Raw genomic sequence first — 25,498 nt, 5'->3', positions numbered from 1 at the left:
TTCATGCATACGAGATTGCAGGTGACAAGTATGCAAGATTTCGGCGTCGATCAGGCAAAAGCTCTATGAATCTGAGCAGGTTGTGACCAACATGCAGGAAATGCATGGCTGATCTGCAGGATTCTGGATCGCCGATCGTCCAATCATGTATACAGTTTTGGTATCCGAGACACGGAGGGACGCATGCCGGCCAGGACCATTATCCTCAAGCTCAACCAGCAACAGCTCGAACTGATCGACCGCACGATCACGCAGGGCGCCGCTCCCGACCGTGCAGCGCTGGTGAAGCTCGCCATTCGCGAACACGCGGAGAAGCACGCCAAATGAGAACGGTGCTTCAGACCCGCGTTCTGGAGCCCGGCACCGGCAAGGCGATCGAATTGCTAGCCGGCCAAATCCTCCGCATCGAGCAGGTGGAGGGCGGTCAATGCGTCGATTTCAACGCCTTCAACCTCCACGACTACAAGGAGTTCATGCATTGCGGGCGCACTCGCACGGTGCACGGCTTCAACCCCACCGAGGGCACGTTCCTGTGGAGCCAGCCGCCGCGCGAGCGCGCGCTTCTCTACATCCTCAAAGACACCGTCAAGCGCAACGACGTACTGTTCCCGCGCTGCTCGGCCTATCTCTACGAAAGCGCCTACGGCTTTCACGACCACACCAACTGCCACGACATCCAGTCCGAGGCGCAGCGCGAGTACGGCCTGACCCCGGACGACGTACATGACAGCTTCAACTTCTTCATGAACACCGAAATCGGCGCCGACGGGCGGGCGACGATCACCCGTCAGTCGAGCCGGGCAGGGGACCACGTCGATCTCCTGGCCCTCACCGATGTGCTGGCCGTACCCAATGTCTGCGGCGCCGACGTCATGCGCACCTCGAACTTCTCGCTGAAGCCGATCCGTCTCACGGTGTTCGAGGCGACGGAGGCGGACCTCGCGAGTGTCCCGGCGACGCCGATCCTCCGCAGCCAGCGGACGCCGAAAGACTTCCGCCAGCCCAACATCAAGGCCGACCGCGAACTCTACCGCGATCCCGCCTACGCGCCGGCCTTCACCAACGTGCCGATCCGTATCGAGGAGCTTGCCGTCACGCTGACCGAGCAAGAGGCGGCGATGTTCGACGCGGCACGGTTGCCGCTTTACGGCGACGACGAGGGCGCGGCACTACGCGACATGCTGTTTTCCTGGTGGGAGGAGCGCTACCTCGGGACCAACGCCGGGTCTCCAGCCATCACCAAGTGACCAGCGCTTCGGTGCTTCTGCACCGCCTGCTGGACGGCCTCGCCGCCCGCAAAAGCATTGTCCTGCCAAGCGAATTCCCGATGGCGGAGTGGCCCTCCGATCCAGTGTCCCATGCCTACTTGAATTGTTTAGTGAATAGTGCATTACTAAACACAAGAACTAAACACGCAGAGGCGTGTCGAGGGAGCCATACGGAGCGCTGAGGGGCGCTCGTATCAGGGGCTGCGTGGCAGTCCCGCATTGGGAGGACAGCATGAATCCGACGTTGAGGACCGCTTTTGCGGGCGTAGCACTATTGTCTCTAGGAACCGTGGCGCCGCTGGTATCTGCGGGCGCCGCACAAGCCGAAGAACTGACCCTTTGCTGGGCTGCGTGGGACCCGGCCAACGCACTGGTCGAGCTCAGCAAGGACTTCACCGCCGAGAGCGGCATCGACATGAAGTTCGAGTTCGTACCGTGGACCAACTATGCCGAACGCTTCCTCAACGAACTCAACAGCAAGGGCCAGCTCTGCGACCTGATCATCGGCGACAGCCAGTGGATCGGCGGCTCGGCCGAGAACGGCCACTACATCAAGCTCAACGACTTCTTCGATGCCAACGGCATCAAGATGGACGACTTCGTCCCCGCCACCGTCGTCGGCTATTCCGAGTGGCCCAAGAACACCCCGAACTACTGGGCGCTCCCCGCCATGGGCGACGTCGTCGGCTGGACCTACCGCAAGGACTGGTTCGAAAACCCCGAGCTCAAGGCTGAGTTCAAGGCCAAGTACAACTGGGACCTCGCCGCCCCCACCACCTTCGACCAGCTCAAGCAGATCGCCGAGTTCTTCCAGAACCGCCAGATCGACGGCAAGACCGTCTACGGCGCCTCGATCTACACCGAGCGCGGCTCCGAAGGCATCACCATGGGCGCCATGGACGTGCTCTACAGCTACGGCTTCAAGTACGAGAACCCGGACAAGCCCTACGAGATGGAAGGCTTCGTCAACTCTGACAAGTCGGTGGCCGGCCTCGAGTTCTACAAGTCGCTCTATGATTGCTGCACCCCGCCGGGCGCCGCCAACAGCTACATGGGCGAGGGCGTCGATGCCTTCAAATCCGGGCAGGTGGCGATGCACATGAACTTCGCCTTCACCTGGCCGGGCCTGCAGAAGGACGAAGCCGTCGGCGGCGACAAGATCGGCTACTTCGCCAATCCCAAGGGCCCCGATGGCGAGCAGTTCGCCCAGCTCGGCGGGCAGGGCATCTCGGTGGTGTCGTACTCGACCAAGCAGGAAGCGGCGCTCAAGTATATCAAGTGGTTCGCCAACCCCGACGTGCAGAAGAAGTGGTGGTCGCTCGGCGGCTTCTCGTGCCTCCGCGCCGTGGTCGAGGACCCGGGCTTCGCCGCCAGCCAGCCCTACGCGCAGACCTTCCTCGACTCGATGTCCATCGTGAAGGATTTCTGGGCCGAGCCCGCCTACGCCTCGTTGCTGCAGGCCAGCCAGAAGCGCTTCCACGACTATGTCGTCGCCGGTCAGGGGACCGCCAAGGAAGCCCTCGACGGCCTGGTCGCGGATTGGACCGAAGTGTTCGAGGACGACGGCAAGCTCTAGCCGTCCGTTTCTCCTCCCCGGCGCCGCGTACTAGTATGCGGCGCCGTCACCTCCTCCAAGCGAGTAGTTCCGTGACCGACACCCGAACATCGATGCTCGATCGCACGGCGGATGTCGCCGCCCGCTCGACCCCGCTGGGGATCAGCAAGCGCGTCACCGGACTTTCCGACCGGATGGTCGCCTGGCTGTTCATCGCGCCGACCATGCTGCTGCTGCTCGCCATCAACATCTTTCCCCTGTTCTGGGCGATCGGGCTGAGCTTCACTAATTACCGCGCCAATCGCCCCAACGAGGCGATCGACAATGTGGGCCTACGCAACTACCAGCGCATCCTCACCGATCCCGACATCTGGATCGCCATGCAGACCACGGCCAACTTCGTGTTCTGGACCATCGCGCTGCAGACGCTGATCGGCTTCGGCCTCGCCTACCTCCTCGATCGCAAGTTTCGCGGCCACGCCTTCTGGACCACCATCATCCTCGTGCCGATGATGCTGAGCCCCGCCGTGGTCGGAAATTTCTGGCGCTTCCTGTTCGAGCCGCAGATCGGGCTCTTCGCCTATGCCGTCAGTTTCGTGAGCGGCATCCCGGCGACACAGATCACCATGCTTTCGAGCGTGCAGTTGGCTCCCTGGGCCATCGTCATCGTCGATACCTGGATGTGGACGCCTTACGTGATGCTGATCTGCCTCGCCGGGCTGCGCTCCATCCCCGACTACATTTACGAGGCGGCCGAGGTCGATCGAGCTTCCCCGCTCCGGCAGTTCCTGTCGATCACCCTGCCGATGGCGCTGCCCTTCATTATGCTCGCGGTGCTGTTCCGCGGCATCGAGAACTTCAAGATGTTCGACATGGTCAACCTGTTGACCGGCGGCGGGCCCGGCTCGACCACCGAGGTTGCCTCGATCACGCTGAAGCGCGAGGCCTTCGAGAAGTGGCGCACCGGCTACAGCTCGGCCTTCGCCATCATCCTCTTCGTCGCCGTGTTCGGCCTCGCCAACATCTACGTCAAGGCGCTCAACCGGGTGAAGCAGAGATGAGCCTCACCACCGCCCATTCCGTCGTCGAGCCGAGCCGGGTGTCCAAGCGCATCGCCGCAGCGCTTGTCATCGCCTACGCGCTGATCTCGATCGTGCCGCTGTTCTGGATCTTCGCCACCAGCTTCAAGACGCCGCCGGATTCGATCGCCTATCCGCCCAAGATCGTGTTCCAGCCCTCGATCGAGGGCTACTGCAACCTGTTCACTACGCGCACCCGGCAGGAACCGGGCTATATCGAGAAGCTGCCGCCGGCCACGAACTTCTGCGACGAGGTCACGCGCAAGCGCAACATGGTGATCGCCGGTCCATCCAACTTCCTGCCGCGCTTCATCAATTCGCTGGTCATCGCCTTCGGTTCGACCTTCTGCGCTGTGTTCCTCGGAACGCTCGCCGCCTATGGCTTCTCACGCTTCAAGGTGCCGCTCGCCGACGACCTCTTATTCTTTATCCTCTCGACCCGGATGATGCCGCCGATCGCCGTGGCGATCCCGATCTACCTGATGTACCGCGAGCTGGGTCTCTCGGACTCCGCCCTCGGGATGATCCTGCTCTACACGGCGGTCAACGTTTCGCTGGCGGTGTGGCTGCTCAAGGGCTTCATGGACGAGATCCCGCGTGAGTACGAGGAAGCCGCGATGATCGACGGCTACACCCGGCTGCACGCGTTCTGGAAAGTGGTGCTACCGCAGGCCACCACGGGCATCGCCGCCACCGCCATCTTCTGCCTGATCTTTGCGTGGAACGAGTATGCCTTCGCGGCGCTCCTCACCTCCGGGCAGGCACAGACGGCGCCGCCCTTCATCCCGCAGATCATCGGCGAGGGCGGGCAGGACTGGCCGGCCGTCGCCGCCGGCACCACCATCTTCCTCGTACCGATCCTGGTGTTCACGATCTTGCTCAGGAAGCAGCTGCTGCGCGGGATCACCTTCGGGGCGGTGCGGAAATGACCCGCTGGCCAAAACTCCTCCGCCGCGGGCCGATGGAGATGCTCGCCATCGTGCTGATCGGGCTTGGGTTCTTCATGCTGTTCCAGCCGTTCGTGCTCGAGCTCTACTCGTACTCCTTCATCACCATGCTGGTGGGGACGCTGATGTTCGTCGTCGTCACCAAGTTTCCGGAGTAGGGCGATGGCTGAGATCCGCGTCGAGAACCTGCGCAAGGAATTCACCGGCTTCGTGGCGGTAGAGGACTCGAGTTTCACGGTCGAGGATGGCGAGTTCTTCGTCATGCTCGGGCCCTCGGGCTGCGGCAAGACCACGACGCTGCGGATGATCGCCGGCCTCGAGCTGCCCACCTCCGGCCGCATCCTGCTCGGCGGCGAAGACGTGACGATGCGGCGCGCCCGTGAACGTGACATCGCCTTCGTGTTCCAGCTTTTCGCGCTCTACCCGCACATGAACGTACGCCGGAACATCGGTTTCCCGCTGCTCGCGCAGGGCATGCCCAAATCCGAGATCCGGACCCGCGTCCAGGACGTCGCAAAACTCCTTCGCATCGACCACATCCTCGACAAGCCCGTGTCCGGCCTCGCCGGCGGCGACCGCCAGCGCGTGGCGCTGGGGCGCGCCATCGTCCGCCGCCCGATGTGCTTTCTGATGGACGAGCCGCTTGGAACACTCGATGCCGAGTTCCGCGACCTCATGGTGCACGAGCTGCGCGAGTTGCATAACCGGATCGGCGCGACCACCGTCTACGTCACGCACGACCAGCTCGAAGCCATGTCGATGGCCGACAAGATCGCCGTGATGAACCATGGCATCATCGAGCAGTTCGGCACGCCGCGCGAAATCTACGACCGGCCGCGCACCATGTATGTCGCCGATTTCATGGGTTCGCCACCGATGAACTTCCTGCGTTTCCACGCCGGCCTCGCGCGCGGCAGCACCAGCGTGCGAATCAACGGCGCCGAGGTCGCGGTGCCGGAGCTGCGCGAAGATCGCGCCCCGGCGGACCTGGCGCTGGGGGTGCGGCCCGAGCACATCCGCCTCGACGACAGCTCGAAGCTGCGCGGCGAGGTGCTTGGCGCCGAGTATCTGGGCACCACGCAGATCGTCGTCGTCGAAACCGGCGAGGGCACCGTCAAAGCCCGCATCCCCGCCAGCGCCCAGGTCGCCACCGGCGAAACCGTCGGCTTGAGCCTGAGCGGCCAGCACCTGTCGCTGTTCGACAAAGCATCGGGTCGCGCGGTTGAGACAGCGTTGTACGAGGGAGCCACCCATGGCTGAAATCACCCTCCGCCACATCACCAAGCGCTTCAAGGGCACCACGGCGGTCGACACTGTCGACCTCACCATCGCCGACGGCGAGTTCGTCGTGCTCCTCGGCCCCACCGGTGCCGGTAAGACTACGACGCTGCGCCTCATTGCCGGGCTCGAGAGCCCTGACACCGGCCAGGTGACCATCGCCGGCGAGGACGTCACTGCGCTCCCGCCTTCGGCGCGCGACGTGGCCTTCGTGTTCCAGCAATATTCGCTCTACCCGCATCTTTCGGTGTACGAAAACCTCGCTTTCCCGCTGCGCTCGCCGGCGCGCCGGCTGGACAAGGATGAACTCGATCGCCGCGTTCGCCACACCGCGAAGCTGGTGCGCATCGATCACAAGCTCGACAACCGCGCCACCCGCCTGTCGGGCGGCGAGATGCAGCGCGTCGCCATCGGCCGGGCGCTGGTCCGCCAGCCGTCGATCTACCTGATGGACGAGCCGTTGAGCTCGCTCGACGCAAAGCTTCGCGCCGATATGCGGCTCGAACTGAAGCGCATCCAGCGGGAGCTGGGCGCGACGCTGCTCTACGTCACGCACGACCAGATCGAAGCCATGACCATGGCCGACCGCATCGGCATCCTCAAAGAGGGCCGCCTGATCCAGATCGGCACGCCCCGCGAGATCTACACTGCGCCGGTCAGCTCCTATGTCGCGACGCGCCTCGGCCAGCCGGCGATCAACCTGTTGCCGCGCGGTCTTCTGCCCGATGCCGGCCTGCCCGACACGGCGCAGACCATTGGCGCCCGTACCGAGCACCTGAGCATCGAAAAGGCCACCAACGGCCATGCCGACGGCACTGTGGATTGGATCGAGCATTTGGGCGACCAGAACCACCTCCATGTCCGCATCGGCGAGCGCAAGTTGATCACGCTCTCCCCGCCTGATACGCCTCTTGCCGCCGGCGACAAGGTGATGGTCCGCTACACCAATCCGCTCTGCTTCGATGCCAATGGCGACCGTGTGGGAGGGGCCGCGCTATGATTTCAGAAGCGCAACTGCACGCGCTCGTTTCCGCCGTCGCGGCCAGCGTCGCGGCCCATGCCGAGGAGCTGACCGCGCTCGATTCGGCTATCGGCGACGGCGACCACGGCGTCAACATGAAGCGCGGCTTCGATGCGGTGGCCGCCGACATCGACCAGATTGCCAGCAAGCCGCTGCCCGATGCGCTCAAGGCCATCGGCACCAAGCTGGTGATGACCATTGGCGGCGCTTCCGGACCGCTCTATGGCACGCTGTTCCTGACCTTGGGTAAGGAGCTTGCGGTGTCACCGGATGATTATGCCGGCGCCTTCCGCCGCGCCGTTGATGCGGTCGCCGCCCGCGGCAAGTCGGAGATTGGCCAGAAGACTATGCTCGACGTGCTCTATCCGGTCGCCGACGCCCTGGGCGCCGGCAAACCGCTGCCCGAGTTGCTGGCCATCGCCAATGCCGAGGTGGCCGCCACCGGTCCGCGAAAGGCCATCCGCGGCCGCGCCTCGTTCCTCGGCGACCGCTCGATCGGCCATATTGATCCGGGTGCGCGCTCCAGCGCCCTCATCCTCGAAGCGGTTGCAGGAGCGCTGCAATGAAGAATGTCGGTATCGTCATCGTCTCGCATTCGCCGCTGGTCGCCGAGGGCGCCGCCGACATGGTGCGCCAGATGGTTGGCGACGAGGTGCCGCTCGCCTGGTGCGGCGGCAACCCTGAAGGGGGACTCGGTACTTCGGTGGAAGCGATCATCGCCGCCATCGACCGCGCCTGGTCCGATCGGGGCGTTGCGATCCTCGTCGACCTTGGCGGTGCCGAGACGAATTCCGAAATGGCCATCGAGATGCTCGATGGCGACCGCAGCCGCAAGGTCGTGGTGTGCAACGCGCCAGTGGTCGAAGGCGCTGTCATGGCGGCCACCGAGGCCTCCGGCGGCGCCTCGCTCGCCGAGGTTCGCGCCACCGCAGAGGAACTGTCACCGGCATGAAGAAGGCAACCGACTTGGCCCAGGCAAAAGTGCTCATCACCCACGATGTGGGCCTGCACGCACGCCCCTCGGTGAAGCTCACCAAGCTGGCGAAAGGGTTTGGTGCGCGCATCGTCCTGGCGCTGGCCGAGGAGGGCCCGTGGGTCGACGCCAAGTCGATCGTCAAGGTGATGGCCACCAAGGCCCCCAAGGGCTCGACGCTCTACCTTCGCGCCGAGGGCGATGACGCCGAAGATGCCATCGAGGCGCTGGTGGGGCTGGTCGAGCGGGATTTCGACGAGGGCGCGACCCATGCCGACGCATAGGGCCACCGGCACCGTCGCTTCCATCGGCTACGCCTCCGGACCGCTGTTCCTGATCGAGCGGAGCACCGCGAACTATGTTGGAAGCGGCAACGCCGCCATCGAGGGCGAACGCCTGCAAGCCGCCATTCGCCGCGCTTCGGATGCCGTTGCCGAACTGATGGCGAAATCCGAGCCCGAGTCCGCGGCAATCCTCGAATTCCAGGTCGCCATGCTGGAGGACGAAAGCCTTGCTGCGCCGGCGTTTGCTGAGATCGCTACCGGCGCCGATGCCGCGACCGCATGGTCCGACGCGCTCGCCGGGCAGATCGCTGACTACGAGTCCGCCGACGATGCCTATTTCCGCGCCCGCAGCGCCGACCTGCGCGATATCCGCGACAGCGTGCTGAGGGCGCTGTCCGGCGCGAAGTCCGGCAAGGCGCCGGCCGGGGCAGTCCTGCTTGGCAACGACATCACCCCGACCCAGTTCCTGGCGATGGACTGGAAACAGGGCGGCGGGATCGTCCTTCGCAATGGCAGCTCGGCCAGCCATGTCGCCATGCTTGCCCGCTCGCGCGGCGTGCCCATGCTGGTCGGGGTCGGGACGATCGAGGCGGCAAACGACGACCTGGTGCTGGTCGATGCCGAGCACGGGCGCATCATCGTGTTGCCCGACACCGAAGCGCAGCGAGAGTTCCTCAAGGCCTCGACGGCGCACCACCAGCTGCTCAACCTGGCGCGCAGCCACCTGCGCCGGCCCGCTGTGACCGCCGATGGCCTGCAGGTCGAGGTGCTGGTCAACATCGCCGAGCCCGTGGACGTCGACACCACCGATATCGCGACCTGCGACGGGGTGGGGCTGATGCGGACGGAGTTCCTGTTCAGCCGCGGTCTCCCCGATGAGGAAACGCAATACCAGGCCTACCGCAAGGTGCTGGAATGGGCCGCGGGCAAGCCTGTCACCATCCGGACCGTCGACGCCGGCGGCGACAAGCCGGTTCGCAACTACACCATCGAGGAAACCAACCCATTCCTCGGCCTGCGCGGCATTCGCCTGTCGCTGGCCCGTCCGGATGTGTTCAGGGCGCAGGTCCGCGCCTTGCTGCGCGCCGCTGTGCACGGTCAGCTCAAGGTCATGTTCCCGATGATCACCCTAGCCGGCGAATACCGCGCGGCCGAGGTGATCTTCCGCGAGGAGGCCCTGGCGCTGTCCGATAGCGGCATCCCGCACCGGCTCCCGCCGCTTGGCATCATGGTGGAGGTCCCCGCCGTCGCCATCGATCCGTCGCCCTTCCTCGACGTGGCGTTCTTCTCGATCGGCTCCAACGACCTGACGCAGTACGTGCTGGCGGCCGGGCGCGACAGCGCCGCTGTCGGTGGCTTGAACGACGTCCGCCACCCGGCCGTCGTCTCGCTGATCCGCAATGTCACCCAGTTTGGCGAAGCCAATGCCATCCCGGTCAGCCTCTGCGGCGATGCTGGCGGCGACCCGGCAGTCATCTCGCTGCTGATCGGTGCCGGCCTGCGCACCCTGTCCGTCGCGCCGGCGCAGTTGCCGCTGGCTAAGGCGGCCATTGCCCGCGCCGTCAGCCGGGACGATGCCGATGGCCGACGATAAGGCCCCGCGCGAGGCCGCCGACGAGGCGATCCGCGCTTACAAGCTGCTGCTCGCCAATGTGCTCGACACGCGCCCGTCCGGCGCCCGGCAGCGCCTCGCCGATGCCCTGGGCAAGCACCGCAGCTTCATCACCCAGATCACCAGCCCCACCTACACCACGCCGATCCCGCAAAAGCACCTCGCGACCATCTTCGCCGTTTGCCATTTCAGCCCGGCCGAGCGCGACGCCTTCGTTACTGCTTACCGCAAGGCACATCGCGGCAAGGTCGACATCGGCCAGCCGATGCGTACGCGCCACCTGACATTGTTGGTGCCGGACATCGGGGACAAGCAGAACGCCGCATTCGACAAGGCGGTGGCCGAGTTCATTTCAAGGATGGGTGCCTTGATGCACCCCGGGGGAGGGGACGAATGAAGAAGCTGATCAATGGGGTCGACACGATCCTCACCGAGAGTCTCGACGGCCTCGTCGCCGCCCATTCCGACATCCTCGAACTCGGCGCCGAGCACAAGTTCGTCCGGCGCAAGGCGTTGAAGCCGGGCAAGGTCGCGCTGATCTCGGGCGGCGGCTCCGGGCATGAGCCGCTCCATGCCGGGCTCGTCGGCTCGGGCATGCTCGATGCCGCCTGTCCCGGCCAGGTGTTCACCTCGCCCACCCCCGATCAGATGCTGGCGGCCGCCGAGGCGGTGGATGGTGGCGCGGGCCTCCTGCTCATCGTCAAGAATTACGAAGGCGATGTGATGAACTTCGAGATGGCGGCCGAGATGATGGCAGGGCCGGTTGAGCGGGTGCTGGTCAACGACGACGTTGCCGTCGAGGATTCGACTTATACCACCGGCCGCCGCGGCGTTGCCGGCACGCTGGTGGTTGAAAAGATCGTTGGCGCGGCGGCCGAACAGGGCAGGAACCTCGCCGGCCTCAAGGCGCTGGGCGATCGCGTCAACGCAGCCACCCGCTCGATGGGCGTGGCGCTCACCTCCTGCACGGTGCCCGCCTCGGGCAAGCCGCTCTTCGTGATCGGCGAAGACGAGATGGAGTTCGGCGTCGGCATCCACGGCGAACCCGGCCGCCGCCGCGACAAGCTCAAATCCGCCGATGCCATCGCCGAGGAGATCTGCGGCGCGATCGCTGCCGATTTCGGCTCGATCGCCGGCAAGCCGGCGCTGCTGTTCGTCAACGGCTTCGGCGCCACCCCCGCGATGGAGCTCTACCTCATGTACAATGCTGCTCGCCGACTGTTCGAAAAGAGCGGCGCCCGCGTCGTGCGTTCCCTCGTTGGCAACTACGTCACCTCACTCGACATGGCCGGCTGCTCGATCACGCTCAGCATCCTCGACGACGAGACCACGAGCCTATGGGACGAGCCGGTACACACCGCCGCCCTGCGTTGGTAGGGCGGCTGGCAGGCTTCATGGCGTGAGCCCGCAGCGGCTTCTAAAACCAAACCAGCAAGAAGGTGCCACCGAGCGCCAGGGTTCCGCCTGCGACCTGCGCAGCCGTTCGGCCATAGCGGCCCGCCAAGTGGCCAACGCCGAGGGCGCCGGCAATGCCCGCGACATGCAGGAGTGCCGTGGCGATGACGAAGCCCAGCGCATACTGCAAGCCGCTTGCGCCCGCTACCATCTCGGAGCCGTGCGCGTGGCCGTGGAACACTGCGAATGCGCCGACCAGCGCCACTGCCACGGCCGTCGGGATTTGCCGGCCCATCGCCGCGGCGCCGCCGATGGCGATGCCCGACAGCGCGATGCCGAGCTCGACGAACGGCACGTCCAGCCCCGTGCATCCGAGCAGGAAGCCCACCACCATCATGACGATGAAGCTCGCCGGCAGCAGCCAGCGGGCCCGACCACCGATGACAACCGCCAACACGCCCACCGCCACCATGGCGATGATGTGGTCGAGGCCGGCAAGCGGATGCTCTAAGCCGAGCAGCAGCCCAGAGGTCTCACCGGCGCCGGGATGGGCGAAGGCGACTGTCGGGAACAGGGTGGCGATAAGGATGAGTGGCAGTTTGCGCATGATGCCCTTTCGGAGGCGAGGCTCCAGTACGGTCAGTCGATCAGGCGGGCTCGGTCGCCTGCCGCTTATCCTCGGCGGCCTGAGGGGCGACGAACGGCGTTTCCTCGAGGCTCGGAACAATGCGGTGGCCGGTCGCCTGCTCGTAGTCGAAGGCGTAACCGAGGAGCTCCGCCTCGCTCCACATCCGGCCGACGAAGATCAGCGCGAACGGCCCGCCATTGGCGTACTGGCCGGCAGGGACGGTCACCCCGGGCAGGCCAGCGATGTTGATCTCGGACACCGTCGTGGCGGGGTACTCGGCCTTGTCGAACACACCCGGCAGTTCGGCGAACGATTGCGGGTAGGCCAGCACGTCGATCCGGTTGTCGACCATTACCTTGTTGAACAGCCGCAGGTAGCTCTGCCGCGCTGCGAGGAAGTCGCTGAGGTCGGGAACGTCGGTCGGGTCCTCGAGCGATTTTGCGAGGATCGGCATGTTCTTGGCATGCGCCCCTAGGATCCCCTCGGGCCCGAACGGATCGCTTGGCAGCAGTGCCTTGAGGGCGGCGAACGAGCTGGCCTTGGCACTGGCACCCAGGCGCCGGAGATAGTTTTCGAGATCGTGGGCGATCGATTCCATGCCGCGCGGATCGAACTCACCGTCATTGGCGGCGAGCCGGTCGAACTCGGTGCCGGCGAAGGGATCGTCGACCAGCACCGCGCCGAGCGCCTCGATCTCCTTGATGGCGGCCTCGTAGAGTTTCATGGCCTCCGCCGAGAGGGGCTTACGGCGCCAGCCGGCTCCGTAGAGGCCGACGCGCTTGCCCTTCAGCGCCCCGATGCTCAGCCTGCTGGTGTAGCCGCCCTCGGGCAACATGCCGATCGAGGCGACGGTCTTGGGGTCTTCCGGGGTATAGCCGGCGAGCACATCCATGAGGATGGCGGCATCGGTGACAGTCCGCGCGTGTGGTCCGACCACGTCGCGGGTCGAGCCAGCCAGCGGCGTGACGCCGCTGTTCGGGATCAGCGCGAAGGTCGGTTTGACGCTGACGAGGCTCTGCGCCGCGCCGGGGTTCTGGATCGATCCTCCGGTCTCCTCGGCGAGCCCGACCACGGCAAAACTCGCTGCAATCGCCGTCGCCGTGCCGCTGGAGCTGGCGCCCGGCGCGATGGCGCGGTCGACCGCGTTGAAGGTCGGGCCGTCCCAGCTGGTGTTGGCGCGTGCCCCATCATGGCTGAAGGCCGGAATATTGGTCTTGCCCAGGATGATGGCGCCAGCCGCCTTCAGCCGGCTGACCACCGGCGCATCCTTTTCCGGCATCAAATCGAAACCGCCAGCCGCGCTCGAGAGCGGCGCCCAGCCGCCGGTCGAGGGCAGGCCGACGAAATCCATCGCCTCCTTGATTACCACCGGCACGCCGGCCAATGGCCCCAGCGCTTCGCCAGCCGCGCGGCGGGCGTCGATCGCCTTGGCATCAGCCAATGCCGAGGGGTTCATGAAGGTGAAGGCGTTGTAGTACGGCTCGTAGCGCGCGATGCGGGCAAGATGCGCGAGGGTAAGGGTCTCCGAGTTGAAGCGCCCCTCGGCGAAGCCGCGCTGGATCTCGGCGACGGTCAGTTCGGCGACCTCGATTTCGGAAGTCTGGGCAGTCTGGCCTAGGGCATTCATGGGAAGCTCCCGATAGCGCGGAGGGGCAGGTGGGAAGCGCCCGGACTGTGGCCCGCCCGGGCGCCGGGTCGCCTCAGGCCGCGGCCCGGGTCGCGGTGGACTTGCCGATTAGGTCGAGCAAGTACCCCGTGTCCATCACGTCGGCGAAGATCGTGTACATGCTGATCAACGTCGCGTTGTGCTCCTCGTCCGACAGCGTCGCGTTGGCGTCGTTGAGGAAAATCACCTTGTAGCCCATCTGCAGCGCGTCCCGCGCCGTGCTCTCGCAGCAGCAATTGGTCAGCGTGCCGGTGATAACAAGCGTGTCGATGCCGCGCGCTTTGAGCTGGGCATCCATGTCGCAGGTCTCGGGGATCAACGCCGAGAAGCGGGTTTTGTCGACGATAATGTCGCCGGCCTCGACCTCCATCTCGGGCGCCACTTCCCAGTCGGGCATGCCGCGCGACATCTTGGCTTGGCCATCCAGCTGGGTCGTCCCGAGTGTCTTGAACCAGTAATCCCAGCTGTGTTTCTCGGCCGGGTCGTAGGTGTAGCGAGTGAACACGTTGACGCCGCCGGTTTCGCGCACGGCCCTGGAGATGGCGTTGATCGTGCTGGTGATTTCGCGAGTGATGGGCACTTCGATCGGCGCACCTTCGTGAACGAAGCCGACCTGCATGTCGACGCAGACGTGCGCCACCTTGCTCATGTCGAGGCTGGCATAGATGTGGTCGCTGCCGCGGATGCTACGCATCCGGTCGACGATGTGCGAGGGAATGGAAACCTTGTGCATTGTCTGGCTACCTTTCGGTTGAAATCGTCAATGTGGCAGGCGATCGGCTGCGTCTGTTCAAGACGCGTTCATCTCCCGTTCAGGAGGTGTTCATCGTCGCGGCAATCCAGCGGCCGTTTGGTGTGGCCGCGTCGCCTCAAACCATCCGCCTGCTATCAATGCAGATAGTCAAATACGAAAATATCGAAATTGCAATGGTCATTCTCGATGGGTGTTTGCCCAAATGGTAGGCATATTGACCGTTCGATCAAAGTTTCAGCAATTGTTTGACAGAAGCCCTGAGCCGTAGCAGTGTGCCCCGTCCAGCTTCGCCCGGTTGCTTTCCTCGGCAACCTTTTCGCCGGTCGCTCAACAGGCCGGCGGCGAAGCTGGATGACGGCGGACTTGGGCGGGAAGGGCGAGCGATGAAGATCGGCATGTTGCATCCGAGATCCGGCGTGACGGGCATGTGGACCCCGTCCATGGATGCCGCCGCACTGGTCGGAGCCTCCGAGATCAACGCCGCCGGCGGCATCCTTGGCGAGGAGATCGAATTGGTGTTCGCCGACTGTGGCTTCTCGGTCGGCGATGCGCTCTCGGCGGTCGATGCTCTCATCGAAATTGAGGGTGTCGGCGCCATCATCGGTGGCCACACCAGCAATAACCGCGATGCCGTCAGCCGGCGGGTGGCGAGCCGCGTACCCTACATTTACACGGCGCAATACGAGGGCATTGCCGTCGGTCCCTCTACCGTGGCGATCGGCAGCGTTGACGACGAACTGATGGCCCCGTCGCTGCAGTGGATGAAGGACAACAGGCGCGCCGACCGCTACTTCTTCGTCGGCAACGACTACATCTGGCCGCGCATGGCGCTCAGCACCACGCGGCGCCTGATGCGCCAGCAAGGCTCTGAACTTGTTGGACATGCGCTGGTCGCGACCCGCGAGTACGACTACACCGAGGTAGTGAAGCAGATCGCCAGGAGCGGTGCCCAGGTGGTGGTCCAGGCGCTGGTCGGCATGTGCTCGGTTGAGTTCAACCGCGCCTTCGCCGCCGCCGGTCTCGATGAGAAGATGCTGCGCTTCGGGCTGATCGTCGACGAGACCGTGGTCTGCGGCATCGGCGCCGAGGCGACTACCAACCTCTTCACTGCGGCCAACTACTTCGCCGGCCACCAGTCCCGTTTCAACGATCATTTCCTTGAGCTCTACCACGATGCCTTCGGCGCCTATGCTCCGCCGGTGTCGGCGGCGAACGTCGGTTACTACGAGGGCCTGCATGTCCTCGCCGGTCTGGCTCGCGAACTCGGCGCCACCGACAGCCGGCAACTGGCACATCACCTCGCACGCCCTTCGCGGCAGGCCGCCGCGCGGCATCTGCTCGACGACGACGCGGCCGGACGGCGGCCTACCGTCTATCTCGGCCAGGCCGACGGCGTGACCCTCCAGGTGGTCACCGCGTTGACCCACTAAGCGCCAAAACTATTTAATAATGAAATATTGTCAGTATCCGGCTGCGGTGGTATCCACTGCGCCGGACAGCTACGCGATTCAAGCGCAGCGCCAAGACTGAGCCGACTCGTCAAGGCGATCCGGCAACGACAATGGTAGAAAAATGAATCGTTCTGACGAGAAGTGAGGGGGAGGCTATGGCTACCACACGCATGAAGGATCAGCTGGCCTACATGATCGCCAGCGTGAACCGTCAGCTCGAAAACGAGCTGGAAGAGCGGCTGCGCCCGGGTGGCGTGCCGATCGAGCAATATCGCATCCTCGAGGTGCTCGATACGAGCGAGCCCTGCGCGATGGGGGAGATCGCCGCGCAGTCGCTGATCGAGCCGCCGACCCTGACCAAGATCATCGACAAGATGGTGGCCGAGGGGCTGGTCTATCGCGCTCCCGATCCGAACGATCGCCGGCGTGTGCTGATCCTCACCGCGGCTGGCGGTAAGACGCTGTTCAAGCGCCTGCGTGGTGTCTCGACGGCGCAGGAGCAGCGCATCGTCGAGTTGCTCGAGTCCGAGCGGGCCACAGAACTTCGCAATCTGCTGCGCGAACTCATCCAGTAGGTGGACGCGCCAACGCATGAACTTCGCCTCCGCCAGCGATGGCTGGGCGCCGTTCTGTTTCTGAGGACCGAACGAGAAGGGGCGCCGCGACAGGAACGGCGCCCCCCGCTGTCCGAGGATTGGTGCAAACCTCCGACGGGCCGGAAAGCCTCAGAAACCGGGCGGCCGGCGTGTATGCCAGTCCGTTGCCTGCTGGTAGGCGTGCGCTACCTTGAGCAGTAGCGCCTCCGATCCCGGCGCGCCGGCGAGTTGCATCGCGACCGGCCGGCCGTCATCGGTGTAGCCGACGGGTAGTGTGACGGTCGGCGTGCCGGTGGCGTTGAACGGCGAGGTGAATTTTCCAATAATATCAAAGCTCTCGGCCACTTGCGCCCGCATCTCGCTCCAGGTCGGTGTGCCGAGTTTGAAGACCGGCATGATGAACACATCGATGTCGTCGAACATGCGGATCACCGCGCCGCGGAACTTCCGCCGCTCGATGATGCCCTTGCCGATATCGACGGGGCTGGCGGTGCGGCCAAGCTCGATCATCGCTTTGACCGATGGGCCGTATTTGTCGGCCTGCGAGGGATAGGTTGCGTCGTGATGCGCCGCTGTCTCGGCCATGGTGGCGGCCATGTTCATCTTCAAGAGGTTGGCGATCGAGGGGAACTTAACCTCTTGAGTCAGCGCGCCAATTTCCTCCAGCACCTCGACCGCATCCTTGATGAAGCCGATGGTCACCGGATCGGCGTCGTCTGCGACGTAGCTCCAGTCGAGCCCGATCTTGACGCCTCTCGCGCCGTAGATGCCGTCGAACTCGGCGAGGTAGTTCGGCACCGGCGCGGAGAGCGAGGTCGAATCATTGGGGTCCCAGCCGGCCAGCGTCTGCAGCATGGCGGCAGCGTCCGCGGCCGAACGCGCCATCGGACCGAGGTGGTCGAAGGTCGCTGCAAGATCGAAAATGCCGTAGCGGCTGATCAGTCCCCAAGTCGGCTTTACCCCGGTTAGCCCATTGCAGGCAGCGGGAAATCTGATCGAACCGCCGGTGTCCGAACCGATCGTCGCGTAGGCCAGCCCCGCGGCCGCGGAGACGCCGGAGCCGGAGGAGGAGACGCCAGTCCACAGGTCCTTCTTCCACGGATTGACCGGCTCGGGCAGGTCCGGATGGTGCTCCAGCATGGCGCCTTCGGTCATATGGAGTTTGCCGAGCATCACGGCGCCGGCGTCGTTGAGCTTGGTGACGACTGTGGCGTCGTGGTCCGGCTTGAAATCGGAATAGATGGTCATCCCGCCGGTGGTGGTTATCCCTTTGGTAAAGCAGAGATCTTTGACCGCGATCGGGATGCCGTGCATTACCCCGCGATAGATCCCTTTCGTGATCTCGACCTCGGCTTTCTTTGCCTGTTCGAGCGCAAGGTCGGCGGTGACGGTGGTGTAGCTTTTGAGGCCCTGGTCGTAGGTTTCGATGCGGGTGAGGATCGCCTCGGTTACCTCGACGGGGGAAATGTCGCCCGCCTGGATGTGCTTTGCGACGGTTGTAAGCGCTTGAAAATGGATGGTGTCGAGCGACATGAATTGGGGTCTCCGCTAGTTGTAGGTCGTGAAATTCTGTGGGCGGCGCAAATGCCAGTCGGTCGCCTGCTGATAGGCGTGCGCGGCCTTGAACAGCGTCGCCTCGCTGAGGTGCGAACCGATGAGCTGCATGGCCAGCGGCAGCCCGATCGCATTGCTGCCGACCGGGAAGGTGATGGTGGGGGTGCCGGCCATGTTGTAGGGGCCGGTGAAGCGGCCGAAGGTCGGCAGCTCCTCGAACAACTTGTCGAGTTCCTCGTAGCGCACGCCGACCCACGGCATGATCGGCGCGGGGATGACGTCCACCGTCTCGAACACTTTGCTTAGGGCGCCCCGGAAGCGCTCCTTCTCGATATAGGCGCTGGCGACAACGGCCGGGTCGTAGTGGAGGCCGCGCTCGATGGTCTCGCGCAGCCGGCCGAACCCCGCGGGGTCGGCGGCGTAGCGCTCGCGGTGATAGTTGGCGCACTCGGTCTCCATGATGAAGCGCTGCATGCGCGTCACCTTGTCGATCGGCGGCAGGGTGATCGGCACGATCCTGGCGCCGATCGATGCGAACATGTCGAGCGCGGCGCGGATGCCTTCGACCAGCTCGGGGTCGACGCCGTCGGTCAAATAGCCCCAGTCGACGCCGATCTTGAGGTCGCGGGCGCCAAACACGCCCTCGAGCGCTGCCGAGTAATTGGGAACCGAGGCCGTGAGGCTGGTCGGGTCGTTGTCGTCGTGGCCTGCGATGACGTCGAACATCGCTGCGGTGTCGGCGGCTGACCGGCACATGGGCCCGACTGAGTCGAGCGAGTCGGCGAGCGTGAACACGCCGTAGCGGCTGACGCGGCCCCAGGTCGGCTTCAGGCCGGTCAGGCCATTGGTGGCGGACGGGAAGCGGATCGAGCCGCCGGTGTCGGACCCGAGGCTGCCGAAGCAGAGGCCGGCCGCGGTGGCGACGCCCGAGCCGGACGAGGAACCGCCCGGCCAGAACCCGGCCACATAGGGGTGGGTCGGCGGCGGGCCGAAGCCCGGATGGTGATCGGCCAGCGCGCCCTCGTGCAGCGCCAGGCGCCCGAGGATCACGGCGCCGGCGGCGAGCAGCCGATCGACCACTGTCGCCGAGTAGTCGGACTCGAAATCCTTGTAAGCCATCGAGCCGAAGGTCGCCGGCGTGCCCTTGGTGAAGAACAGATCCTTTATGGCGATCGGCACGCCGTGCAGAGTACCGCGATAGCGGCCAGATCGGATCTCACTCTCGGCCTGCCGCGCCTGGGTCATGGCTTCGTCGGCCGTGACGGCGATGAAGCTGTGGAGTTCGGGATCGACCGACGCGATGCGCGCCAGCATCGTCTCGGTGAGGGTGACGGGTGAAACCGTCCCCTCCTTGATGCTGGCGGCGATGTCGGTCAACGCCATGAAGGGGATGTCGCTGGTGCTGAGCATGTCTCGTGCCTTGTGGGGAGTTCAGTGGAGGGACGGGCGCTGCAGGTGCCAGCCGGTCGCCTGCTGATAGGCATGGGCGGCCCGGAGCAGGCTCGCCTCGCCCAGGTGCGGCCCGATCAGTTGCACCCCGAGCGGCATGCCGACCCCGGCGATACCGCAGGGCAGGGTGATGCTGGGAACGCCCGCCAGGTTGAACGGCGAGGTGTAGCCGAGGAAGGCGTGGAGGTCGGATAGGTGCGCGTCCATCTCGTCGTAACGCGCCCCGACCATCGGGTAGACCGGCGAGATCAGCGCATCGATGCCGCCGGCGAACATCGCCGTGAGCTCGCCCTTGAAGCGGTCCTGCGTGATGTAGGCCTTTGCCAGCACCATCGAGTCATAGCTCAGCCCCCGCTCCATGGCCTTGGCCAGTTGCGGGCCGAACCGGGACTTGTCCGCCTCGTAGACCGGCTTGTGAAAGAAGGCGCTCTCGGTGTCGGTGATCACCATCTGCGCGGTGATCGCGTCGCCGCGGGCGGGAACCTTCACCGGCACGATGATGGCGCCGAGGTCGCGGTAGACGGCGATCACCGCCCGGATCGCGGCGATGGTTTCGCCGTCGACGCCGCTCTCGAGATAGGCCTCGTCGACACCGATACGGAAGCCGCGGGCGCCGAGGATGCCGTCTAGCCCGGCCAGGTAGTCGGGCACCGGCTCGGTGAGGCAGGTCGGGTCCATCGGGTCGGCGCCGGCAAAGGCCGAGAGCATCGCCGCACAGTCGGCCGCATCGCGGGCCATGGGTCCGATGGTGTCGAGCGAGTCCGATAGCGGGAACACACCGTACCGGCTGGTCCGGCCCCAGGTCACCTTCAGCCCGGTGACGCCGCAGGCTGCGGAGGGAAAGCGGATCGAGCCGCCAGTATCGGTACCGAGGCTGGCAAAACACAACCCCGCGGCCGTCGCCGAGCCCGAGCCAGAGGACGAGCCGCCGGGCCAATAGTCCTTGTTCCAGGGGTTGAGGCACTTGGGCAGCGCCGGATGGTGCTCGCCGAAGGCTCCTTCATGGAGGTGCAACCGCCCGAGGATCACCGCGCCGGCCATCTTCAGTCGGTGGACGATGGTCGCGTTCTTATCCGAGACGAAATCCTTGTAAGCAACCGATCCGAAGGTCGAGGCGACGCCTGTGGTGTGAAACAGGTCCTTGATGGCGATCGGCACGCCATGTAGCGGGCCGCGGCGCCGGCCGCTGTCGATTTCCGCCTTCGCAGCCTCGGCGTCCGCCAGGGCGCTCTCGGCAGTGACCGAGAGGTACGAATTGAGCGACGGATCGACCTCGGCGATGCGCTCGAGCATCATCTCGGTGACGGTGACCGGCGAGATCTCGCCGGATGAGATCAGGCCGGAGATTTCCAGCAGCGAGGCGTAGTGGAGGTCGTCGGTCCGGGGCAGGCTCTTCAGCATGTCAGGCGGCTTTCGCGATGAGAGGGAACTCGGGCCGGCGCGCCACGACGCCGGCTGCGGCCTCATAGGCAGCGCCGATGCGCAACACAGTGGGTTCGTCGAACGGCCGGCCGACAATCTGCGCACTGAGCGGCAGTCCATTGGAGGCGAAGCCGATCGGCAGGGCGAGGGCAGGGTGGCCGGTAACGTTGAACGGCCCGGTCAGGATGCCGCCCCAGCGGTTGGCATCGAGCCCGAAACTCGAGAACGGCGCCGCGGTGTCGAGAGCGTTGGGCGCCAGGAGCGCGTCATAGCTCGTGAGCAGTCCGTTCACCGCGGCGGTCAACTCGCGCCGCAGCCGCTGCGCCTGCATCACGTCGGCCGCCGACAACACCGCGCCCGAGACGAGGTGCTGGTAGGCATAGCGGCCATAGGCGTTGGGCCGGGTCTTCAGGTCCGTCTCATGGATCGCATAGGCTTCGGCGAACAGGATGGTCCGCACGCAGGCGTCGAACTGCTCGAACGGCGGCATGTCGACTTCCACGACATCGGCGCCGAGCGCCGCCATCTGCTCAGCCGTGGCGTCGAGCGCCATGGTGGCTTCGGCCGAGAGGAACGGGTTCTCGATAAAGAACTTTCGCGTGTAGCCGAGGCGGAGCCCGGTCAGGTTTGCGCCGATCGAGGCCGTGAAATCGGGCACCGGCACGTTGGCGGATGCCGGATCGAGCGGGTCGTAGCCGGCGATCACCTGCATGGTGAGCGCGGTGTCCAGCACAGTGCGCGACAGCGGCCCGCAGTGGTCGAGCGAATAGGCGAGGGGATAGACACCGCGCCGCGACACCCGGCCATAGGTGGGCTTCAGCCCGACCGTACCGCAGAACGCTGCTGGTCCGCGGATCGAGCCGCCGGTGTCGGAGCCCATCGCCATCCGCATCATGCCGGCAGCGACCGCCGCGGCGGAGCCGGACGACGAGCCACCGGTGAAATGATCGAGGTTCCACGGGTTGCGGGCCGGCGGAAAGGGCAGGTCGAAGCTCGGGCCACCGATGGCGAACTCGAAGGTCCCCAGTTTGCCCAGCAGGACGCCTCCGCCTGCAGCGAGCTTTTCCTGGACCGCGCTGTCGGCGGACGGGACATTATCGCGGAGGAGGTTGGAGTGGCAGGTCGTGCGGATACCCGCCGTGCAATAGATGTCCTTGAGCGCGTAGGGGATGCCGTGCATCGGACCGTGATCGCGGCCGGCGGCAAAATCCCCATCGGCCTGGTCCGCGTCGGCGAGCGCTCGCTCCGCCGTCAGCAGCACGAAGGCGTGGACCAGCGGATCAAGTTCGGCGATCTGGCCGAGCGCGGCTTCGGTGAGCGCGCGCGAGGTGACGTCGCCGGCTCTGAGCGCTGCGCCGGCTTCGGCAATCGAAAGCTCGTTAAGTGGACCGAGGGCTGCCATCTCACTTGCCCTCCACGAGACTGAAGACGTTCGACGGCTCGGCCGCCACTGTGCGAGGCTGCCGCAGCCAATGCAGCGTCGCCATCAGCCGCTGCGCGTTGGCATAGGTGCCGTGCGCCCGCTCATCGGGTGGAACCACACCCGCGAGGCGGAAGCGCAACTCGGTTTCGGGCGCGAACAGCGGGGGCGTGGTCATAGGTTGGCTCATGGCGCGGCTCCTCGGCGAACCGGCTTCATATACTACACCACAAAATATTTGAAAACGATAATATGGAGAGATAAAATAATGGTCAGCTTGCTTGTTTTTTGCGCAGAGAAGTCCCGGCAGGTCGGCCTATCTCTTTGCTCAGGAGGGCGCTTTTGCGACGCCTGAACCTGATGCTCCAATTCGCAACTGCAGCGAAATCGTAGAGATTTGAATATTTTAGCTCAACGCTAGTCTGGCATGCGTCCACCGCTGACAACGCTGGCACGGCCCTTGCAACGCTGTCCTGGTGCGCCTTCCCGATGGGCGCTCCCCGTTTGCAGGAGAGAAGCATCATGAGATCGACTGGACTGCGAGGCGTGTTCAGGGCCGCCGCGTTCGCCACCCTGGCGAGCGTTGGTGCGGCCGGGCATGCCGCCGCGCAAGAGACTGTTCTGCGCGTCGCAATGACCGCGGCCGATATTCCGGATTGGACCGGCGCCCCGGACCAAGGCTACGAGGGCTACCGTTTCGCTGGCTACACCATGTACGATGCGCTGGCGCTGTGGGACCTGTCGAGCTCGGACAAGGCGGCGGATATCGTCCCCGGCCTCGCCACCAGCTGGGAGGTCGATCCGGCCGACCCGCTGACCTGGACGTTCCACCTGCGCGAGGGCGTCAGTTTCCATGACGGCTGCCCGTGGAATGCCGATTCCGCCATCTGGAATCTCGAGCGCGTGAAGAACTCGGCCTCGCCCCAGTACAATGCGCGCCATGCCGGCATGCAGGGCTGGGCGGTTGGCAGTGTCGCCTCCTACGAGAAGGTCGACGACTACACCATCAAGCTGCACTCCACCGTGCCGTCCTCGATGCTGCCCTACAGCATGGCCATGCTGTACATGATCTCCAACTGCGGCGTGGAGAAGCTCGGCAACGACTACGTCAAGTACGCCGAACACCCGGCGGGCACCGGACCCTACATGTTCGACAAGCTCGTCCCGCACGAGCGGCTCGAGCTGGTCAAGAACCCCAACTACTGGAACCCCGACCGCATGCCCAAGCACGATCGGCTCGTGCTGCTGCCGATGCCGGAAGCCTCGACACGTGCCGCCGCGCTTCTTTCGGGCCAGGTGGATTTCGTCGAAGCCCCCTCGCCCGACACCATCCCGGCGCTCAAAGGCGCGGGCATGCAGATCATCACCGTGCCCTATCCGCACAACTGGGACTACCTGCTGCGCGTCGACAAGGGACCGTTCGCCGACCTCAAGGTCCGCCAGGCCGCCAATATGGCGATCAACCGCCAGGACTTGGTTGACATGCTGCAGGGCGTGGCCACCCCCGCCTTCAACACGCTGATCGACTCCCAGCCCTGGTATGGCTCGCCGCCGGTCTACGAGTACGATCCTGAGGGGGCCAAGGCCTTGCTGACCGAGGCCGGCTGCCTGCCGTGCAAGATCAAGATCGGCATCTCCACTTCGGGCTCGGGCCAGATGCAGCCTCTGCCGATGAACGAGCTGGTCAAGGAGCAACTCGACGAGGCCGGCTTCGAGGTCGAACTGGTCCCCATGGATTGGAACGCCCTGATCAGCGTGTTCTTCCAGGGGGCGGAAGCCTCTGGGTTTGACGGCATCAACTTCTCCATGGCGCCGATCGATGCCTCCCAGGGGGTGATCGGCAAGTGGATGAGCACCATGCAGCCGCCGAACTGCTGCAACTGGGGCTTCTACAAGAACGAAGCGGTGGACAAGCTCGGCTTCGAGGCCATGGCCGAGTTCGACAGCGCCAAGCGTGACGCCCTGCTGACCGAGATGAACACCATGGTCATGGCGGACGCGCCCGAGTTGTTCATTGTCCACGACCTCAACCCGCGCGCCCTGTCGCCCAAGCTCACCGGCTTCGTGCAGGCCCAGAGCTGGTTCCAGGACCTGACTCCAATAGTGGTCAATCCCTGATCCTGATCGTGGGCGCTGCAAAGCGCCCGCGATCCTCCCGTGGTGTCCAAAGCCGGAGATAGTGACGTGTGGCTCTACGCATTGCGCCGCCTGCTGATGACCATTCCAATCCTGCTCGGGGTCACGGTGATCTGTTTTGCCCTGGTCAAGCTTGCCCCGGGCGATCCGGTTCAGAACCTGGTTCGGCCTGAGACCAGCCCGGAAGATATCGCCAAGCTGCGAGCTTACTACGGGCTCGATCAGCCGGTGGTGATCCAGTACTTCGTCTGGCTCTGGCGCGTGGTGTGCGGCGACCTGGGCATGTCCATCGCCAACAACATGCCGGTGGCCGGCGAGGTGCTGCGGGCATTCTTCAATACCCTCACAGTGGCCCTGATTTCGGTGGTGCTGGCGTTCGTGGCTTCGATGGTCCTCGGCGTCATCGCCGCCACCCGGCAGGGCGGTGTCGTCGACCGCCTGGTGACGGCGATCGCGGTGTTCGGCATCTCGGTGCCCACCTTCTGGCTCTCGGTGGTGCTGGTGATCCTGTTCGCCGTCAACCTCAACTGGTTGCCGGCGACGGGCATGGGCGCGGGCGGCTCTGACGTCTTCAACTATTTCGATTGGAACGACTTCAAGTTCGCGGTGATGCCGATCATCGCGCTGGCGCTGCCGCCGCTCGCCATCATGACGCGAACGACGCGCTCGTCGCTGAGCGAGATCCTGAACCAGGATTTCATCCAGACGCTCCGTGCCAAGGGGCTGAGCGAGTTCGCGCTGGTCACTCACGCGGTGCGCAACATCATGCCCTCGGCCATCGCCATGCTGGGGCTGCAACTGGGCTACCTGATTGGCGGCTCCGTGCTGGTGGAAACGGTCTTCACGTGGCCGGGCACCGGGTACCTGCTGAACAAGGCAATCCTGACGCGCGACATCCCGTTGCTGCAGGGCACGATCCTGGTGCTCGCGACGGTGTTCGTCCTCATCAACCTCGTCGTCGACCTGCTGCAATCGCTGGTCGACCCTCGCATCAAACGCATCTGAGGCAG

General features: G+C 65.0%; 27 protein-coding genes. 19 read left to right on the top strand and 8 right to left on the bottom strand.

The window, feature by feature from the left end; translation table 11 throughout:
- Positions 1-183 precede the first annotated feature (183 nt).
- From AC1DWU_RS20705 to dhaK, 14 genes are all read left to right on the top strand, one after another.
- Complete coding sequence (locus AC1DWU_RS20705; protein ID WP_477151900.1) at positions 184-327, top strand: hypothetical protein; 144 nt, start codon at positions 184-186, stop codon at positions 325-327.
- Complete coding sequence (locus AC1DWU_RS20700) at positions 324-1,247, top strand: DUF1989 domain-containing protein (protein WP_477151899.1); 924 nt, start codon at positions 324-326, stop codon at positions 1,245-1,247. Before AC1DWU_RS20705 ends, AC1DWU_RS20700 begins: the two co-directional genes overlap by 4 nt.
- 253 nt (positions 1,248-1,500) lie before the next feature.
- A complete protein-coding gene (locus AC1DWU_RS20695; protein WP_477151898.1) occupies positions 1,501-2,844 on the top strand; it encodes an ABC transporter substrate-binding protein in 1,344 nt (447 codons plus the stop codon).
- Positions 2,845-2,936: 92 nt separating this feature from the next.
- Positions 2,937-3,884, top strand: coding sequence for a carbohydrate ABC transporter permease (locus AC1DWU_RS20690; RefSeq protein ID WP_477151978.1), 948 nt, complete (start codon positions 2,937-2,939; stop codon positions 3,882-3,884).
- Positions 3,881-4,831, top strand: a complete 951-nt coding sequence (locus AC1DWU_RS20685) for a carbohydrate ABC transporter permease (protein WP_477151897.1) — start codon at positions 3,881-3,883, stop codon at positions 4,829-4,831. The genes AC1DWU_RS20690 and AC1DWU_RS20685 overlap by 4 nt, the downstream gene beginning before the upstream one ends.
- Positions 4,828-5,007, top strand: coding sequence for a hypothetical protein (locus AC1DWU_RS20680; RefSeq protein ID WP_477151896.1), 180 nt, complete (start codon positions 4,828-4,830; stop codon positions 5,005-5,007). Before AC1DWU_RS20685 ends, AC1DWU_RS20680 begins: the two co-directional genes overlap by 4 nt.
- A 4-nt stretch (positions 5,008-5,011) precedes the next feature.
- On the top strand, positions 5,012-6,109 hold the full coding sequence (locus tag AC1DWU_RS20675; protein WP_477151895.1) for an ABC transporter ATP-binding protein: 1,098 nt from the start codon (positions 5,012-5,014) through the stop codon (positions 6,107-6,109).
- The gene (locus AC1DWU_RS20670) at positions 6,102-7,127 is read left to right on the top strand and encodes an ABC transporter ATP-binding protein (protein WP_477151894.1); all 1,026 of its coding nucleotides are present in this window, start codon (positions 6,102-6,104) and stop codon (positions 7,125-7,127) included. The genes AC1DWU_RS20675 and AC1DWU_RS20670 overlap by 8 nt, the downstream gene beginning before the upstream one ends.
- On the top strand, positions 7,127-7,714 hold the full coding sequence (dhaL, locus tag AC1DWU_RS20665; RefSeq protein WP_477151977.1) for a dihydroxyacetone kinase subunit DhaL: 588 nt from the start codon (positions 7,127-7,129) through the stop codon (positions 7,712-7,714). Before AC1DWU_RS20670 ends, dhaL begins: the two co-directional genes overlap by 1 nt.
- Positions 7,711-8,100 (top strand): dihydroxyacetone kinase phosphoryl donor subunit DhaM, encoded by a 390-nt coding sequence (gene dhaM / locus AC1DWU_RS20660; RefSeq protein ID WP_332812765.1) that lies wholly within the window; start codon positions 7,711-7,713, stop codon positions 8,098-8,100. Before dhaL ends, dhaM begins: the two co-directional genes overlap by 4 nt.
- Positions 8,097-8,405, top strand: a complete 309-nt coding sequence (locus AC1DWU_RS20655) for an HPr family phosphocarrier protein (RefSeq protein ID WP_477151893.1) — start codon at positions 8,097-8,099, stop codon at positions 8,403-8,405. The genes dhaM and AC1DWU_RS20655 overlap by 4 nt, the downstream gene beginning before the upstream one ends.
- Positions 8,392-9,999 (top strand): phosphoenolpyruvate--protein phosphotransferase, encoded by a 1,608-nt coding sequence (gene ptsP, locus AC1DWU_RS20650; RefSeq protein WP_477151892.1) that lies wholly within the window; start codon positions 8,392-8,394, stop codon positions 9,997-9,999. The genes AC1DWU_RS20655 and ptsP overlap by 14 nt, the downstream gene beginning before the upstream one ends.
- Entirely contained in the window at positions 9,986-10,414 is a 429-nt protein-coding gene (locus AC1DWU_RS20645) for a hypothetical protein (protein WP_477151891.1), read from the top strand. Before ptsP ends, AC1DWU_RS20645 begins: the two co-directional genes overlap by 14 nt.
- On the top strand, positions 10,411-11,394 hold the full coding sequence (gene dhaK, locus AC1DWU_RS20640; protein ID WP_477151890.1) for a dihydroxyacetone kinase subunit DhaK: 984 nt from the start codon (positions 10,411-10,413) through the stop codon (positions 11,392-11,394). The genes AC1DWU_RS20645 and dhaK overlap by 4 nt, the downstream gene beginning before the upstream one ends.
- 40 nt (positions 11,395-11,434) lie before the next feature.
- Here dhaK and AC1DWU_RS20635 read toward each other — a convergent pair whose 3' ends face one another.
- From AC1DWU_RS20635 to AC1DWU_RS20625, 3 genes are all read right to left on the bottom strand, one after another.
- Positions 11,435-12,019, bottom strand: a complete 585-nt coding sequence (locus tag AC1DWU_RS20635) for a HupE/UreJ family protein (RefSeq protein WP_477151889.1) — start codon at positions 12,017-12,019, stop codon at positions 11,435-11,437.
- 40 nt (positions 12,020-12,059) lie between these two features.
- On the bottom strand, positions 12,060-13,667 hold the full coding sequence (locus tag AC1DWU_RS20630; RefSeq protein ID WP_477151888.1) for an amidase: 1,608 nt from the start codon (positions 13,665-13,667) through the stop codon (positions 12,060-12,062).
- A gap of 73 nt (positions 13,668-13,740) precedes the next feature.
- Positions 13,741-14,439: a cysteine hydrolase family protein gene (locus AC1DWU_RS20625; RefSeq protein WP_477151887.1), complete on the bottom strand. Its 699-nt coding sequence runs from the start codon at positions 14,437-14,439 to the stop codon at positions 13,741-13,743.
- Between AC1DWU_RS20625 and AC1DWU_RS20620 the strand changes: the two genes are divergently transcribed.
- The 3 genes from AC1DWU_RS20620 (at position 14,439) to AC1DWU_RS20610 (ending at position 16,486) form a co-directional block, all read left to right on the top strand.
- Positions 14,439-14,669, top strand: coding sequence for a hypothetical protein (locus AC1DWU_RS20620; RefSeq protein ID WP_477151886.1), 231 nt, complete (start codon positions 14,439-14,441; stop codon positions 14,667-14,669). The genes AC1DWU_RS20625 and AC1DWU_RS20620 overlap by 1 nt on opposite strands.
- 186 nt (positions 14,670-14,855) lie before the next feature.
- A complete protein-coding gene (locus AC1DWU_RS20615) occupies positions 14,856-15,890 on the top strand; it encodes a substrate-binding domain-containing protein (protein ID WP_477151885.1) in 1,035 nt (344 codons plus the stop codon).
- Positions 15,891-16,066: 176 nt separating this feature from the next.
- Entirely contained in the window at positions 16,067-16,486 is a 420-nt protein-coding gene (locus tag AC1DWU_RS20610; protein WP_477151884.1) for a MarR family winged helix-turn-helix transcriptional regulator, read from the top strand.
- Between the two features lie 150 nt (positions 16,487-16,636).
- Here AC1DWU_RS20610 and AC1DWU_RS20605 read toward each other — a convergent pair whose 3' ends face one another.
- Genes AC1DWU_RS20605 through AC1DWU_RS20585 form a run of 5 tightly spaced genes read right to left on the bottom strand, consistent with a single transcriptional unit; the run spans position 16,637 to position 22,542 of the window.
- A complete protein-coding gene (locus AC1DWU_RS20605) occupies positions 16,637-18,040 on the bottom strand; it encodes an amidase (protein WP_477151883.1) in 1,404 nt (467 codons plus the stop codon).
- A gap of 15 nt (positions 18,041-18,055) precedes the next feature.
- A complete protein-coding gene (locus AC1DWU_RS20600) occupies positions 18,056-19,471 on the bottom strand; it encodes an amidase (protein ID WP_477151882.1) in 1,416 nt (471 codons plus the stop codon).
- Positions 19,472-19,492: 21 nt separating this feature from the next.
- Positions 19,493-20,911: an amidase gene (locus tag AC1DWU_RS20595; RefSeq protein WP_477151881.1), complete on the bottom strand. Its 1,419-nt coding sequence runs from the start codon at positions 20,909-20,911 to the stop codon at positions 19,493-19,495.
- A 1-nt stretch (position 20,912) separates the two neighbouring features.
- Positions 20,913-22,334: an amidase gene (locus AC1DWU_RS20590; protein WP_477151880.1), complete on the bottom strand. Its 1,422-nt coding sequence runs from the start codon at positions 22,332-22,334 to the stop codon at positions 20,913-20,915.
- Position 22,335: 1 nt separating this feature from the next.
- Entirely contained in the window at positions 22,336-22,542 is a 207-nt protein-coding gene (locus tag AC1DWU_RS20585; protein WP_477151879.1) for a hypothetical protein, read from the bottom strand.
- 332 nt (positions 22,543-22,874) lie between these two features.
- Here AC1DWU_RS20585 and AC1DWU_RS20580 point away from each other — a divergent pair, with 332 nt between their 5' ends.
- The gene (locus tag AC1DWU_RS20580) at positions 22,875-24,470 is read left to right on the top strand and encodes an ABC transporter substrate-binding protein (protein ID WP_477151878.1); all 1,596 of its coding nucleotides are present in this window, start codon (positions 22,875-22,877) and stop codon (positions 24,468-24,470) included.
- 66 nt (positions 24,471-24,536) lie between these two features.
- Positions 24,537-25,493, top strand: coding sequence for an ABC transporter permease (locus AC1DWU_RS20575; protein WP_477151877.1), 957 nt, complete (start codon positions 24,537-24,539; stop codon positions 25,491-25,493).
- Positions 25,494-25,498: the final 5 nt, after the last annotated feature.

The sequence above is a fragment of the Devosia sp. P2_G7 genome (genome assembly GCF_056403495.1).
This window is presented reverse-complemented; position numbering and strand designations above follow the sequence as displayed.